This is a genomic window from uncultured Shimia sp., assembly GCF_947498095.1.
Classification (GTDB): Bacteria; Pseudomonadota; Alphaproteobacteria; order Rhodobacterales; family Rhodobacteraceae; genus Shimia.
Map to the genome: position 1 here is coordinate 189,250 of NZ_CANMJE010000006.1, position 14,263 is coordinate 203,512.

Here is a 14,263-nt window from a genome sequence, read left to right on the forward strand (position 1 = left end):
AACGACCTGCCTGAATGAGGACAAGGCTTGCGCATGTTTGCCCTGATCGCCGAGGCCATACAGGGCCAGCGGGGTCATTTGTTCCCCTGGGTGCCGGTGTGCCTGGCGACAGGCATTGGCGGATACTTTCTCTTACCTCGTGAGTTGCTTGCCCCGGAAATGCTCGGCCTTGGGGTCTGTGCCGTGGTGCTCGCGTTGAGTGCTGCGTGGGTTCGAGAGGGGTTGTCACCTTTAGCCATCGGTCTGTGCTTTGTTTTTCTTGGTGTTCTTCTGGGTGTATTTCGGGCGCACTCCGTTGCCGAACCAAAGCTAGGATGGCGCTACTATGGCGCCATTGAGGGCGTAATTGTTGGGATAGACAGGTCGGGCTCGGACAAGGTGCGGCTGACGCTGGCAGAGGTTGTTCTGGATCGATTGCCCCCAGAGCGCACCCCGCATTTGGTGCGGGTCTCGTTCCATGGCACTCAGGGCTATGTGACGCCAGTGCCAGGACTGCGGGTGGTGCTGACCGGGCATTTGTCGCCGCCCTCCGGACCGACCGAGCCGGGTGGTTTTGATTTTCAACGTCATGCGTGGTTCCAGAAAATCGGCGGGGTTGGTTATACCCGCACACCGGTGCTGGCCCTCCAGTATCCCCAAGGCGGGCAGGGAACCTTTGGCCTGCGCATGGCGATGTCTGCGCATATTCAGTCCTTTCTGCCGGGGGACATTGGGGGATTTGCGGCAGCGGTGTCTGCCGGAGATCGCAGCGGGATGAGCAAAGAGGCCATAGAAGCTTTGCGCGGCTCAAATCTGGCGCATCTTCTGGCCATATCGGGGCTGCATCTGGGATTATTGGCCGGGTTTGTCTTTGCGGTTGTCCGCTTGGGGTTGGCGCTGGTTCCGGCTGTGGCGCTGCGCGTGCCGGTGAAAAAGCTGGCAGCGGTGGCCGCGCTCATGGCGTCAGCGGGCTACTTGTCCTTGTCAGGTGGAAATGTAGCCACGCAACGTGCGTTCATAATGGCAGCGGTGGCGCTGACAGCGGTGATGCTGGATCGGCGTGCGTTTAGCCTGCGCGCGGTGGCGCTGGCCGCGACCATCGTCATGGTGATGCGTCCCGAGGCGATCCTTGGCCCGGGGTTTCAGATGTCCTTTGCCGCTACGACCGCGTTGGTGGCGGTGTTTGGCGCCCTGCGGAACTATGAGGGCATCCGCCTGCCACGGTGGTTGCGGCCGGTGTCGGCGGTGGTGATCTCGTCATTGGTGGCCGGGCTGGCCACGGCCCCGATCGCGGCGGCGCATTTCAATATCGTGTCGCACTATGGGCTGCCGGCCAATCTGTTGTCGGTGCCGGTCATGGGCACAGTGGTCGTGCCAGCAGCGGTTCTGGCCATGTGTCTCGCGCCCTTGGGGCTTGAGTGGATTGGCCTTTGGGCGATGGGGTTGGGGCTGGAGTGGATCCTGACAGTCGCGCATTTCTTTGCGGATCGCCCGGATGCTCGTGGCCATGTCATCGCGCCGCCGACACCGGTTTTACCGCTGTTTTCAATGGGCATGCTGATCCTGATCCTGTGGCAGGGTCGCCTGCGTGCCGCGGGTCTTGTTCTGGCCGTGGCTGCAATTGCGTTATGGGTTCGCGCAGAGCGGCCCGAAATTCTGATCGCGGACAGTGGCGGGTTGATCGGGGTGATGACTGACGATGGTCGCGCGCTCAGCAAGCCGCGCGGAAGCGGCTTTATTGCCCTGAACTGGTTGGAAAATGACGGCGATCCGGTCGATCAACCCCAGGCCGCAACCCGTTTTCCGAATGGCGAAGATGCCGTGGTTTCACTCGCGCTAGGAGAGGGGCAGTTGAAACATGTCAAAGGCAAGAAAGCCTCTCTGGCGTTTAGCGACTGCACGGCTCGCGACATCGTGGTTTTTACGCATGACGCGCCGGATGATCTGCCCTGCCGAGTTCTGACGCCGGAAAGCCTGCGCAACACCGGATCGATTGCCTTTAGCCAAAAAGGGGGTGTCCTGAAAATGACAACAGCCCGCGAGGTTAGCGGGCTGCGTCTGTGGAACCGTTGATCGGATCAGTAGGTGCGGATCAAACCAACCAAACAGCCCTGAACCTTGACCATGTCTTCAGGGTAAACCCGTGTTTCATACGCCGGGTTTGCCGCCTCAAGCGCGATCGAGGTGCCATTGTGATGAAAGCGTTTCAGCGTCGCCTCTTGGTCTTCGACCAGAGCCACGACAATCTCGCCGTTGTCGGCCGTCTTGGTTTCGCGAATGATGACAACGTCACCATCGTTGATGCCTGCCTCGATCATTGAATCGCCCTTAACCTCAAGCGCATAGTGGGTGCCAGCGTTGCGCAACATTGCGCCCGGCACGGCCACATGATGATCTACATGGCTGATCGCCTCAATCGGCACACCAGCGGCGATTTTGCCCATCACCGGCAACTCCCGCGCATGCAAGATCACCTCTTCCGGGGTCACATTGGCCGGTTGTGTGGGCGACGGATGGGGTCCGTCAATCACCCGAGGTTCAAATCCACCTTTTGGCGCTGCGGTTGGCACGCTGGGCAGCCCGCCAAGCGATTCAGGCAGTTTGACGATCTCAATCGCCCGCGCCCTGTGCGCAAGGCGACGGATAAAGCCGCGTTCCTCCAGGGCGGTAATCAACCTGTGAATGCCAGATTTTGAGCGCAGATCCAGCGCATCCTTCATCTCGTCAAAGCTGGGCGGAACCCCGTCCCGTTGCAGTCTAATGTGGATGAATTCGAGCAGATCCAGTTGTTTTTTGGTCAGCATCAGATATCCCTCTTGCGGCTGAACTTTGGTTTGTTCTACGCATGTTCTTGTTTTGTGTCAAGAATTTTGGGAACAGGGCGTGAACAAACCCAAAAACTGGTCAGATAAGCAGATAGTCCAGATGCTCTCCGACCGCGCGCGCTGCATCATTGGGTGGACGCACGGCCAGAGCGTTGGCCTCTGAGAGAACTGTCAGCAATGAGCTGTCCTGACGCTCAAAGATTGTCATTTGCCCGTTTTCAACCCGTGCGCGCATGTAATGCTGGCGGGGTCCATTTGCGCCAACTGGTGCGGCCAGAGGCGCGTTTTGGGTTGGAGCGGCGCTGGCGCCCAGTCCCAGCATTGCGCGAAGCACCGGCACCACAAAGACATGGCCGCAGACCATGGCCGAGACCGGGTTGCCCGGCAGGCCCATCATCATAGCGCCCGAGGCCAAACGTCCGGCCATCAGAGGTTTTCCGGGGCGCATCAGGATTTTGTAGAACGCACGCTCCATCCCTAGATTGACCGCCACGTCGCCGACCAGATCGTGATCTCCGACCGAGGCGCCTCCAATGGTCAGCACCAGATCGGCGTCATCGGTCAATGAGAACGCAGTCTCAAGCGACTCACGCGTGTCGCGGGCAATGGGCAACTGATGTGCTTCGGCCCCGAGATCGCGCAGCAGAGCCTGCAGACCAAAGGAATTTGAGGTGATGATCTGATCCGGTCCCGGTGTTTCCCCCGGCATGACCAACTCGTCACCCGTAGACATGATGGCAACGCGCGGGCGGCGCGTAACCGGCACGTCGGCGATATTCATTGCCGCGAGCAGGGCCACGTCTGAAGGGCGCAGGACACGTGGGGCGACAAACGCCTGACCCTCCACAAAATCGGCGCCTGCAGGACGGATGTGAAAACCTTGGTCGAGGCTGTCACCCAAAGTGATCTGGTCACCTCGGCGCGTTACATCCTCTTGAATAACCACACGGCTGGCGCCTTTGGGCACCGGCGCGCCGGTAAAGATCCGCACGCATTGTCCGGGGCCGACCGTGCCGTCAAAGCGGTGTCCGGCGGCAGCCTCGCCAATCAGGGTAAATTCTGCACCGGGGGCCACTTCGTCGGCGATCATCGCATAGCCATCCATCGCCGATCCGGCAAAGGGGGGCTGATTGCGGTTCGCCCGCACGGTTTCAGCCAAAACGCGACCATTGGCTTGAGACAGTGGGACCGTCTCAGTTTCAAGCGGCGCGGTCAGTGCAAACAATCGCTCAAGAGCTTCGGTGACCGTGATCATTCCGCCTCGTATCTCCCGGACTTTCCACCGTCTTTCAGGACGACACGGATGCCGCCGATCTCCATGGCTTTGTCGACGGCCTTGGACATATCATAAACTGTCAGCGCAGCGACGTTCACGGCAGTGAGCGCTTCCATTTCGACCCCGGTTTGACCGGTGGTTTTCACGGTGGCCTCGATGCGCACGCCAGGAAGATCAGGATCAGGGGTCAATTCAACTGCGACCTTGGTGATCGGGAGCGGATGACAGAGCGGGATCAGGGTTGAACACTGCTTGGCCCCCATGATGCCTGCCAGCTGTGCAACACCCAGAACGTCGCCTTTCTTAGCGCGGCCTTCACGAATGATATCAAAGGTTTGCGGCGCCATCTTGATCCAACCCTCAGCCACGGCCACTCGCGCGGTCACAGCCTTGTCCGAGACGTCGACCATATGGGCGTCACCCTTGCTGTCGAAATGGGTCAGGCCGGAGGCGTGGGTGGACATTACATGCCTCCTGCGCGCAAGGGATTGGACAATAGCGTGCGGGTTGCCGCCTCGACATCGTTCTGGCGCATCAGGCTTTCGCCGATGAGGAAGGTCCGCGCACCACAAAGCGCCATGTCGGACAGATCTTCGGGCGAGTTAAGCCCGCTTTCCGAGACCAGCATCCGGTCGGCTGGGACCAGTTTTGACAGTGTCCGGGTGGTGTCGAGCGAGGTTTCAAAAGTCTTGAGGTTGCGGTTGTTGATCCCCATCAGAGGTGACTTCAGGTGGCAGGCGCGCTCAAGCTCTTCGGCGTCGTGCACTTCGATCAACACGTCCATACCCCAACCAAAAGCCGCGTCTTCCAGTTCATGCGCCTGTGCGTCGCTCACGCTTGCCATGATGATCAGGATACAATCTGCTCCCAGCGCACGCGCCTCGGCAACCTGATAGGTGTCATACATGAAATCCTTGCGCAGAGCAGGCAAGCTGGTGGCGTCGCGCGCCGCGGTCAAAAACTCTTTGGCACCTTGAAAACTTGGTGTGTCCGTCAGAACCGACAGGCAGGCTGCGCCCCCGGCTTCATAGGCCTGTGCCAGGCTGGCGGGATCAAAGTCTTCCCGGATCAACCCTTTGGAAGGAGAGGCTTTTTTAACCTCGGCGATCAACCCATAACCTTCGCGAGACTTCAGGCGCAACGCCTCGGCAAATCCGCGTGTGGCGCCGGCCTCGCGGGCTTCGGCCTCGACCGCTTCCAGAGGTTTCGCGGCCTTGTCAGTGGCAACTTCTTCCAGCTTATAGGCTTTGATTTTGTCCAGAACGGTTTCGGTCATGCTTGCGTCCAGTTGATGGGCGGCCGGCCTTGGGTGGCGAGCCAGTCGTTGATCCGTGAAAACGGGCGGGAGCCAAAAAAACCTCGTCGCGCCGAAAGGGGAGAAGGGTGCGCGGATTCGATCAGCAGATGTTCGCCGCCATTCTTAGGGTCTGAAATGTGACACGCAAGGGCCTGTGCCTGTTTACCCCACAGAACAAAGGCAGTGGGGCGGGCAGAAACCGCGGCCAGAACCTGTTGGGCCAGAGGTTGCCAGCCCAATTTGGCGTGGCCGTTGGCATCCCCGGCGGGCACCGTCAGCACGGTATTTAGCAACAATACGCCCTGATCGGCCCAAAACCGCAAGTCACCGGTCATTGGTGCGCCACCAAGGTCTTCGACCATTTCCTTGAAAATGTTGTTCAGCGAACGCGGTAGTGGGCGAACCTCGGGTTCCACCGAGAACGACAGTCCGTGCGCGTGGCCCGGGGTCGGGTAGGGGTCTTGGCCGAGGATCACCACGCGCACCTCTTCAGGGGTCCCACGGTCAAGGGCGGCAAAAACCTGATCTTCGGGGGGCAGGATATGTCGGTGGTCCTCCGCAAGTGACTGCGCAATTGCGGGGAAGTCGACTGAGAAAAAGGGCAGGTGGGCCCATGCAGTTGGCACCTTGAGGGTCACGCCGCCGACGTCGCCTTGGCCAATGCCTCAATTTTGGCTTTGGCAGCACCGCTGTCGATGCTTTCACGAGCTTTTTCAACACCTTCGACCAGGTTTTCTGCCGCGTCCGCAACCACAAGAGCTGCGGCCGAATTCAGCAGAACGGCGTCACGATAGGCGTTTTGCGCACCGTCCAAAAGCGCTCGGAACGCCACGGCATTGTCTTCGGGTGAGCCACCCATGATCTCTTCAAACGGGTGTACGGGCAGGCCCGCATCTTCGGGATGCAACTCTACGTCGCGCACGGTGCCATCGGTTTCCAGTGCCGAGACCCAGCTGATGCCGGAAATGGCCAGCTCGTCCGTGCCGTCAGAGCCGTGCACCAACCACGCGCGTTCGCTGCCCAATTGCCCCAATGTTTCCGCCATCGGACGGATCAGGTCGCGCGAAAACGCGCCGGTTAGCTGGCGTTTGGCACCGGCAGGGTTGGTGAGTGGGCCAAGAATATTGAAGATTGTGCGTGTGCCCAGCTCTTGCCGTGTTGGCATCACGTGGGCGATGGCGGGGTGGTGCATGGGCGCCATCATAAAGGCAATGCCACAGCTTTCCAAAGCGCGTTCAACCACATCAGGGCCGACCATTACATTGACGCCCATTTGGCCCAGTGCATCTGCTGCTCCGGATTTCGATGACAGGTTGCGGTTTCCGTGTTTGGCGACAGGCACACCAGCGCCAGCAACGACAAAAGCCGTGGCGGTTGAAATGTTCAGCGTACCCTTGCCGTCACCGCCAGTGCCGACGATGTCCATCGCGCCTTTAGGGGCTTTCACTGCGTTGCATTTGGCGCGCATGACGGCAGCAGCAGCGGCGTATTCATCCACGGTTTCGCCGCGCGTGCGCAAGGCCATGAGCAACCCACCGCATTGGCTGGGCGTGGCCTCGCCATCAAACAGAATCTCAAAGGCGCGCTGCGCTTCTTCACGGGTCAGGGGGCGGTCGGCGGCGGCGCCGATCAGAGGCTTGATATCATCGCTCATGCCAGTTCCCCTTCGGTTGCGGGCATCATATTGAGAAAATTCTTCAGCATCGCGTGGCCATGTTCCGAGGCGATGGATTCGGGGTGAAACTGCACGCCCTGAATCGGTAACTCGCGATGTTGCAGACCCATGATTGTGCCATCCTCGAGCCACGCGGTGATCTCAAGGCAGTCAGGCAGGCTGTCGCGCTCTACCACAAGCGAGTGATAGCGTGTGGCATCGAACGGCGTTGGCAGTCCGGCAAAGACGCCGCCACCGTTGTGGTGCATTTTGCCCATCTTGCCGTGTACGATTTCGTGGCAACGTACCACAGTGCCGCCAAAGGCCTGACCAATGGTCTGATGACCCAGACACACGCCCATCAAAGGGGTGCGGGTCTCGGCGGCGGCTTCGGTCAGGGCCAGGCAAATGCCTGCCTGATCCGGATCACAAGGCCCCGGAGACAAGAGAATCCCCGCCGGGTTCATCCCCATTGCGTCCTGCACAGTCAGCGCATCATTGCGATAGACGCTGACATCTGCGCCTAATTCGCCCAGATAATGCACCAGATTGTAGGTAAAGCTGTCGTAATTATCGATCAGGAGCAGCATTTTGCACTTCTTCGCGTTAAGTGAGAAAACAGGGTAGAGACCCTGCCCATGGTCGCGGTATACATGTTCAGGCTTGACGCGCAGGGTCAAGGGGGGCGCACGCAGGAACGCCCCTTGAAACAGCACTTCGTGGCGTGGATGACGCGCATGGAGCATAACAAAGGGGCAATGCAGATGTTGCGAGGGGTTCTTTCCGGCGTTTTCTGGGGCGGTATCGTGGTTGTGATCGTTGTGGGGTTCGCCTCACTCTTGGCACCATTGCCAGCCACCGTTGACCCGCAGCAATCGGCTGTTGAGCCGACCACAGGGTCCAGCACCGAAGGCAGCGGCGATATCGGCGCCACATCCGAGGCAGACGGCACGCTAGAGGATGGCGTCAGCCCGCCAAAGGTTGAGACCGAAACCGAAGATGAAATGCCTCTGGCAGACACAGAGAGCGCGCCCCAGCCTCAACCCGAAACACCAGACATGGCCATGAGCGCACCGGATCCGGGCGTCAACGGCGGTGAAGTGTCGACAATCGGCACCGAGACCCCGGTGATGACAAGTCCCGAAGCTCCAACACCTGATGCGCCCGAGGCCCCTGAACTGACACCCGACTCGATCACCAGCAACCCGGCTCAACCCAGCGTGCCGGATGTGGGTGAGGGTGGCGCCTTTGCGCCTGCAGCGGACACGGAAACTGAAACCGAGATGGCCCCTGAGCCTACTGCAGAGCCAAGTGCCACGCCAGAAGCGGACGTCAGCCCCGGTGCGGAATCCGGCGACCAGCCTGCAACTGGCGAGAGCCTTTTGAAGCCCGCCACCTCGCTGACCGAAAAAACCTCGGAACTCGAATCGTCTCGGCTGCCGACCGTTGGTGCAGACAGCACCGAGGCCGGAACGGACGTTGTCGCGCGTCCTTTCGACAGCAACGCCGTTCAGTTTGAAGCTGCCGGGGACAAGCCATTAATGTCGATTGTCCTGATTGACGACGGAGCGCCCCAGATCCCACCAGAGGCGCTGGCCGATTTCCCATACCCTTTGAGTATTGCGATCAACACTCTGGTGCCGGATGTGGCCGAGCGGGTCGCAACGTACCGCGACATGGGATTTGAAATCCTCGCGATGGTCGACTTGCCCGCCGCAGCTGCCCCGGCGGATGTCGAAGTGGCCCTTACGGCGCATCTTTCGGTGATGCCCGAAGCGGTGGCAGTGATGGAGGGAACCGGGGACGGTCTGCAAGGCAGTAAACCCCTGTCGGATCAGGTGGCCGCAGTGCTGCTTGGCTCGGGCCACGGTCTGTTGTTGTTCCAACAGGGATTGGACACGGCGCGCAAACTCGCCAGCCGCGAAGGCGTGCCGGCGGCAACCGTGTTCCGGGACTTTGATAGCAAGGGACAAACCGCATCAGTGATGCGCCGTTTTCTGGATCAGGCCGCGTTCAAGGCCAACCAGGAAGGTGGCGTTATTATGGTGGGGCGCTTGAAAGAAGAAACCCTGTCAGCGCTGCTCGTCTGGGGTTTGCAGGACCGCGCCGGAACCGTTGCCGTGGCGCCGGTTTCTGCCACCATCCGCGCCAAACAAAACTAACCCACTAAAGGGACCACTTCGCAAGGGAGACATCCATGCCTCATATCCAGGTCAACGGCACGAACATGCACTATACCGACACTGGGCAGGGGGCAGAGACACTTGTGTTTTCGCATGGTCTCTTGTGGAGCGGTGAGATGTTCGAGGCGCAAGTGGCCGCGTTTCGCGACCGGTATCGCTGTATCACCTTTGACCACCGTGGACAGGGCCAGAGCGAGGTGACCGCAGATGGCTATGATATGGACACGCTGACCGAGGATGCCGCCGCGCTGATTGAAGCGCTCGACGTTGGTCCCTGTCATTTTGCGGGTCTTTCGATGGGGGGATTTGTCGGAATGCGGTTGGCGATCCGGCGACCTGATCTTTTGAAGTCTTTGATGTTGCTGGAAACCTCGGCCGATCCTGAGCCACAGGAAAATCATGGTAAGTACAAGTCGCTGAACTTTGTGGCGCGCTGGATTGGGCTATGGGCGGTTGCTGAGAAAGTCATGCCGATCATGTTTGGCCAGACTTTTTTGACCGATCCCGCGCGCACAAAACAGCGTGCGCGCTGGAAAAAAGCGATGATCGGCAATCACCGCATCGGTATCACCCGCGCAGTGATGGGTGTGGTCAATCGCCAGCCAATCTATGACCAACTGGATCAGATCAATAAGCCGACATTGATTGTTGTCGGTGACGAAGATGTCGCCACCGTGCCTGCCAAATCCGAGCGGATGAAGGCTGCCATACCGGGCGCCCACATGGTGATGATCCCCCGCGCCGGGCACAGTTCCACGATCGAAGAACCCGAGGCGGTCAATGCTGCGATTGAAACGTTTTTGGCGGCCTTAGACTAAAGCACACAGCACTCCTCGTGCTTACGGATCACCGTGAGACACACCAAAAGGTGATCCGTCATTCAGCGGCACTGGGTTGAAAATGCCCAAGCCGACGGTCAGGCTTTGCCAATGGGTATCAAACTTGCAGCATGGGCTTTGGGGTTTGGCATGGGCGGGACGACCGTTGCAGCCTGTGATCTGGCGTTGGTTCTGGCTGTTGACGTATCAGGATCGGTTGATCGGGAAGAGTATCGCATTCAGATGGACGGTCTTGCCGCCGGATTGCGCGACGGGATTGTTGCGGACGCATTGGTCAATGCCAAGGCGCGCGTGGCCTTGGTGCAGTGGACGGGCAGTGATCGACAGGACATGACAGTTCCCTGGCGACCCGTTGAGACTCTCCAAGATGTCGAGGCTCTGGCCGTCAGCATCGAAGAGGCCCCTCGGCAATGGCGAAACTACTCGACGGCGATAGGCGAGGCGCTGGAAGTCAGTCTGGTGGCCATGTCTCAGGTTCAGGACTGCCGGCGCAAGGTCATTGACGTGTCCGGAGATGGGCGGTCAAACGAAGGCGTTGCGCCCTTGGCTCTGCGAAGCGATCTGCGCCATGCGGGGATCACGGTCAATGCATTGGTGATCGAGACGGATGACTCTGACCTGACCGGCTATTTCCGGCAAAATGTGATCGTTGGGGCAGGGGCCTTTGTTGTTACGGCCAATGGATTTGCCGATTACCCGGCGCGTATCCGTCAGAAACTCGTTCGTGAGGTCGGCAAGAAACTGGCTTCGGTCGAACGCCAATAACGCCCCAATACCTGTTGGGCGTTTGATCGGGAATGCTTACCCGTTTCCATGCCCAGTAAAGCGCGCAGCGTCCGCAGCCGCGCGACGGATGGCATTGGATTTGTGCACGGTCTCCATGTATTCGGCCTCGGGATCGCTGTCATAAACAACGCCGCCCCCGGCCTGAATATAGAGTTTCTGGTCTTTCACGATGGCTGTGCGCAGGGCGATACAGATGTCCATGTCGCCACCGGAGCTGAAATAGCCCACGCCGCCGCCATAGATGCCACGTTTTTCCGGCTCAAGCTCGTCGATGATTTCCATCGCGCGCACCTTTGGTGCACCAGAGACAGTGCCCGCTGGCATCCCGGCAAAGAAGGCATCCAGTGCGTCTTTGTCGTCGTGCAGCTCTCCGACAACGTTAGAAACGATGTGCATGACGTGGCTATAGCGTTCGATGATAAACTGTTCGGTGGGGCGCACGGTGCCAATCTTAGACACACGTCCGGTGTCGTTGCGGCCAAGATCCAAAAGCATCAAGTGCTCTGCCAATTCTTTCTTGTCGGCCAGTAAATCCGCCTCAAGCGCGTTGTCTTCTTCTGGTGTCGCGCCGCGTGGACGGGTGCCCGCGATGGGCCGGATCGTCACTTCGTCGCCAAAGACCCGAACAAGGATTTCGGGGCTGGCGCCGACGACCTGAAAGCCGCCAAAGTTGAAATAGAACATAAAAGGCGACGGATTGGTGCGTCTGAGCGAGCGATAAAGCGCGAAAGGTGGCTGGCGGAATTCCTGCGTCCAGCGCTGTGCCGGAACCACCTGAAAGATGTCGCCTGCGCGGATGTATTCCTTGGCCTTTTCAACGGCTTCCATATAGGCGGCTTTGGTGAAGTTCGACACCGGCGGCGCTATTTCATCGGCGTCGCCCAGATCACGTGCGGCCTGTGGCATGGCGCGTTCCAGATCACGCACCGCGTCCATCACACGTTCAGCCGCTTGCGCGTAGGCCGCGCGGGCCGATTGGCCATCCGAAATCCACGCGGGAGAGACCACGGTCACTTCGCCCTTAACCCCGTCCAACACGGCCACCACAGAAGGGCGCAACATGCAGGCGTCGGGAACGCCCAAGGGGTCGGGGTTCACGTTGGGCAAATGCTCCACCAACCGGATCATGTCATAGCCGAGATAGCCAAACAGACCTGCCGAGGCTTGTGGCAGATCTTCGGGCAGGTCGATGCGGCTTTCGTCGATAATCGCGCGCAGGCCAGCCAGTGGATCGCTGTCTTGTGGCACAAAGGCATCCGGGTCGAAACGCGCATTCCGGTTAATCCGCGCCTGACCATCGTGACACTGCCAGATCAGGTCAGGTTTCATGCCGATGATCGAATACCGGCCCCGCACTTCACCGCCCGTGACCGACTCCAGCACAAAGGCGTCTTTCTGCGCGCCCGTCAGCTTGAGCATCAGAGACACAGGCGTGTCCAAATCGGCGGCAAGCCGGGTATAGACCACCTGATTGCGGCCCGAGTCATAGGCTGCGGTAAACTCTTCAAGCGACGGGGTCAGTTCCAAGGCAGAGCCCTCATACGTGCTCCGGCGATACCGGAGGTTATTGGAATTGCGCGTGGACCGCGTTCAGCGCCTGCTGATTGATCGTGACGCCGTGTACAAACTGGATTTCCTGAGCATAGGCCTCGAACAGGTCCTGTGACAGACCCTGCGCACCCTGTTGCAACAAAGCGTTCATCAGGTTGGCAATTTCGGGGTTCGTGCGGTCAGGTTTGTTCACGGCTGTCATCTTGACGATCAGCAGTTCGTCACCGGCCGGAATGGTAGTGACGGTGCCCGTCTCCATTGCGAACACGGCATCAACAAAGCCTTCGGGTGTATCAGCCACGAAACCGCTGCGCAGGATGTTGGGGCGCTGTTCTGCAGTCAAACCAAAGGCTGCAAAGTCAACGTCACCCCCCAGCGACGGCAGCATGCCATCGGCCATGTCTTGCAGGCGGCTTACGGTTTCTGCATCGGCCCATGCGGCCGCCACGTCGTCTCGTACGTCTTCGAACGGCGCCGGAGTGGCTTCTGTTTCCCCATCCAGACGCAGTGCAAACAGCCCGCCATCTGCCAGAATTTCGATTTCGGGGAAATCGTCTTTGGTTACGATGCTGGCCAGTGCGCGGAAGGTTTCATAACCCGCGATCCCAGCGCTTTCCTCTTGGTGCCAGCCAACTTGGCCCAGTTGCATGTCACTCTCTTCGGTCAGCTCTTCCAGAGTAGCACCCGCGGCCAGAAGGTCCTCGAGATCGCCAATCTGCGCTTCGATCAAGCGACGTGCACGTTCAGCAGCCAGTTCTTCGCGCAGCGTGGGCACGGCCTCTTCAAATGGGGTTTCCAATGCAGGCAGGATACCGTTGATGCGGAACAGCGCGGGGCCAAGGCTGGATTGCACAGGACCCGAGATTGCGCCGATGACGGCGCCAAAGACTGTTTCACCAGCTTCGCCCAACTCGGCCATGCTGACATCACCCATGTCCACGTCGACCAATGTCAGTCCGCGTTCTTCGACCAGCATCTCAAAGCTGGCTTCGCCAGAGTTCAGACGGGCGCGGGCTGCTTCGGCGCTGGCCATGTCGGCAAAGGCCAGACGCTCAACCAAACGGCGCTCAGGGCGGTTAAACTCTTCATTGCGTTGTTCAAAAAGGGCCTGCAAAGACTCTTCGTCAACTTCCACCTCATCAATCAACATGTCCGGGGTCAGCAACGCATATGTAATCTGGCGCATTGCGGGCAGGGTGAATTGGTCGAGGTTGGCATCATAAAAAGCGCGCAAGTCACCCTCGGTCGGCTCGGATATCGGTGAGACAAGATCGTCGGCTTTCAAACGCGCCAGCGTGATGTCGCGCTGCTCGCCAATGAAATCCAGGATCGTGTCACCATATATGGCCGGCATTGCAACACCCGAAACAACGGAGCCTTGCAACAGGGTGCGGGCGGTTTCTTCGCGGATCGAATCTTCGAACTCGGCTTCGGTCAGACGGGTCTGGTCCAGGGCATAGCGATAGGCATCGCGGTCAAACTCACCGTTGACGCCTTGAAAGCCCGGAATGGCCAGCAATTCCGAGCGCAGCCGCTCATCGCCGATTGAGACGCCCATACGCGCGGTTTCTGCGTCCATTGCACGCTGAACGACAAGGTTGCCCAAGACGAGACTGTCGATGCCTGCGGCCTGAGCCTCGCCAAAGCTGACATTGCGTCCGGTTTGGGCGCCAAGCGCGTTCAATTCCTGTTGCAGTGCGCGTGCATAGTCATTGATGTCGATGTCTTTGCCGCCAACATCTCCGACGCTGCGCACAGTTCCAGAAAGGTTGGTGACCCCAAAGCCTCCAAGCCCCAGAATGAGCAGGCCCATGAGAATCCAGACCAGTGTTTTTGACGTGCTACCCTTGGACATCGTGTCCCCCTGCAATGG

The 14,263-nt window shown here is 59.4% G+C and carries 13 protein-coding genes; 4 read left to right on the plus strand and 9 right to left on the minus strand.

The annotated features are described in order from the left end of the window. Positions 1-33 precede the first annotated feature (33 nt). The gene (locus Q0932_RS12385; RefSeq protein ID WP_299353237.1) at positions 34-2,052 is read left to right on the plus strand and encodes a ComEC/Rec2 family competence protein; all 2,019 of its coding nucleotides are present in this window, start codon (positions 34-36) and stop codon (positions 2,050-2,052) included. Positions 2,053-2,057: 5 nt separating this feature from the next. Here the strand turns inward: Q0932_RS12385 and lexA are convergent, their stop codons facing one another. The 7 genes from lexA to Q0932_RS12420 all read right to left on the minus strand — a co-directional run bounded on the left by lexA (position 2,058) and on the right by Q0932_RS12420 (position 7,621). Beyond that, a complete protein-coding gene (gene lexA, locus Q0932_RS12390) occupies positions 2,058-2,783 on the minus strand; it encodes a transcriptional repressor LexA (RefSeq protein ID WP_299353240.1) in 726 nt (241 codons plus the stop codon). Between the two features lie 100 nt (positions 2,784-2,883). Continuing rightward, a complete protein-coding gene (gene glp, locus Q0932_RS12395; protein WP_299353244.1) occupies positions 2,884-4,059 on the minus strand; it encodes a gephyrin-like molybdotransferase Glp in 1,176 nt (391 codons plus the stop codon). Beyond that, positions 4,056-4,544 carry a cyclic pyranopterin monophosphate synthase MoaC gene (gene moaC, locus Q0932_RS12400; RefSeq protein ID WP_299353248.1) on the minus strand — a complete coding sequence of 163 codons (489 nt, stop codon included), beginning with the start codon at positions 4,542-4,544 and terminating at the stop codon, positions 4,056-4,058. Before moaC ends, glp begins: the two co-directional genes overlap by 4 nt. Continuing rightward, complete coding sequence (gene trpC, locus Q0932_RS12405; RefSeq protein ID WP_299353253.1) at positions 4,544-5,356, minus strand: indole-3-glycerol phosphate synthase TrpC; 813 nt, start codon at positions 5,354-5,356, stop codon at positions 4,544-4,546. Before trpC ends, moaC begins: the two co-directional genes overlap by 1 nt. Next, positions 5,353-6,015, minus strand: coding sequence for a uracil-DNA glycosylase (locus Q0932_RS12410; RefSeq protein ID WP_299353258.1), 663 nt, complete (start codon positions 6,013-6,015; stop codon positions 5,353-5,355). The genes trpC and Q0932_RS12410 overlap by 4 nt, the downstream gene beginning before the upstream one ends. Continuing rightward, entirely contained in the window at positions 6,012-7,031 is a 1,020-nt protein-coding gene (trpD, locus tag Q0932_RS12415; protein ID WP_299353264.1) for an anthranilate phosphoribosyltransferase, read from the minus strand. The genes Q0932_RS12410 and trpD overlap by 4 nt, the downstream gene beginning before the upstream one ends. Beyond that, entirely contained in the window at positions 7,028-7,621 is a 594-nt protein-coding gene (locus tag Q0932_RS12420) for an aminodeoxychorismate/anthranilate synthase component II (protein ID WP_299353271.1), read from the minus strand. The genes trpD and Q0932_RS12420 overlap by 4 nt, the downstream gene beginning before the upstream one ends. Positions 7,622-7,735: 114 nt before the next feature. Between Q0932_RS12420 and Q0932_RS12425 the strand changes: the two genes are divergently transcribed. From Q0932_RS12425 to Q0932_RS12435, 3 genes are all read left to right on the plus strand, one after another. Continuing rightward, positions 7,736-9,193, plus strand: a complete 1,458-nt coding sequence (locus Q0932_RS12425) for a divergent polysaccharide deacetylase family protein (RefSeq protein WP_299353275.1) — start codon at positions 7,736-7,738, stop codon at positions 9,191-9,193. A gap of 35 nt (positions 9,194-9,228) precedes the next feature. Continuing rightward, positions 9,229-10,032, plus strand: coding sequence for an alpha/beta fold hydrolase (locus Q0932_RS12430; RefSeq protein ID WP_299353282.1), 804 nt, complete (start codon positions 9,229-9,231; stop codon positions 10,030-10,032). A 111-nt stretch (positions 10,033-10,143) separates the two neighbouring features. After that, positions 10,144-10,818 (plus strand): DUF1194 domain-containing protein, encoded by a 675-nt coding sequence (locus tag Q0932_RS12435; RefSeq protein WP_299353290.1) that lies wholly within the window; start codon positions 10,144-10,146, stop codon positions 10,816-10,818. Positions 10,819-10,854: 36 nt separating this feature from the next. Here Q0932_RS12435 and trpE read toward each other — a convergent pair whose 3' ends face one another. Beyond that, positions 10,855-12,366, minus strand: coding sequence for an anthranilate synthase component I (gene trpE / locus Q0932_RS12440; RefSeq protein ID WP_299353297.1), 1,512 nt, complete (start codon positions 12,364-12,366; stop codon positions 10,855-10,857). Positions 12,367-12,403: 37 nt separating this feature from the next. Next, entirely contained in the window at positions 12,404-14,245 is a 1,842-nt protein-coding gene (locus tag Q0932_RS12445; protein WP_299353305.1) for a peptidylprolyl isomerase, read from the minus strand. Positions 14,246-14,263: the final 18 nt, after the last annotated feature.

Bases quoted from the DNA above. Each gene is read 5' to 3' on its own strand.
- Q0932_RS12430 (WP_299353282.1), top strand. From the start codon at position 9,229: ATGCCTCATATCCAGGTCAACGGCACGAACATGCACTATACCGACACT.
- Q0932_RS12385 (WP_299353237.1), top strand. From the start codon at position 34: ATGTTTGCCCTGATCGCCGAGGCCATACAGGGCCAGCGGGGTCATTTG.
- trpC (WP_299353253.1), bottom strand. From the start codon at position 5,356: ATGACCGAAACCGTTCTGGACAAAATCAAAGCCTATAAGCTGGAAGAA.
- Q0932_RS12445 (WP_299353305.1), bottom strand. From the start codon at position 14,245: ATGTCCAAGGGTAGCACGTCAAAAACACTGGTCTGGATTCTCATGGGC.
- Q0932_RS12420 (WP_299353271.1), bottom strand. From the start codon at position 7,621: ATGCTGCTCCTGATCGATAATTACGACAGCTTTACCTACAATCTGGTG.
- Q0932_RS12435 (WP_299353290.1), top strand. From the start codon at position 10,144: ATGGGTATCAAACTTGCAGCATGGGCTTTGGGGTTTGGCATGGGCGGG.
- trpD (WP_299353264.1), bottom strand. From the start codon at position 7,031: ATGAGCGATGATATCAAGCCTCTGATCGGCGCCGCCGCCGACCGCCCC.
- glp (WP_299353244.1), bottom strand. From the start codon at position 4,059: ATGATCACGGTCACCGAAGCTCTTGAGCGATTGTTTGCACTGACCGCG.
- moaC (WP_299353248.1), bottom strand. From the start codon at position 4,544: ATGTCCACCCACGCCTCCGGCCTGACCCATTTCGACAGCAAGGGTGAC.
- lexA (WP_299353240.1), bottom strand. From the start codon at position 2,783: ATGCTGACCAAAAAACAACTGGATCTGCTCGAATTCATCCACATTAGA.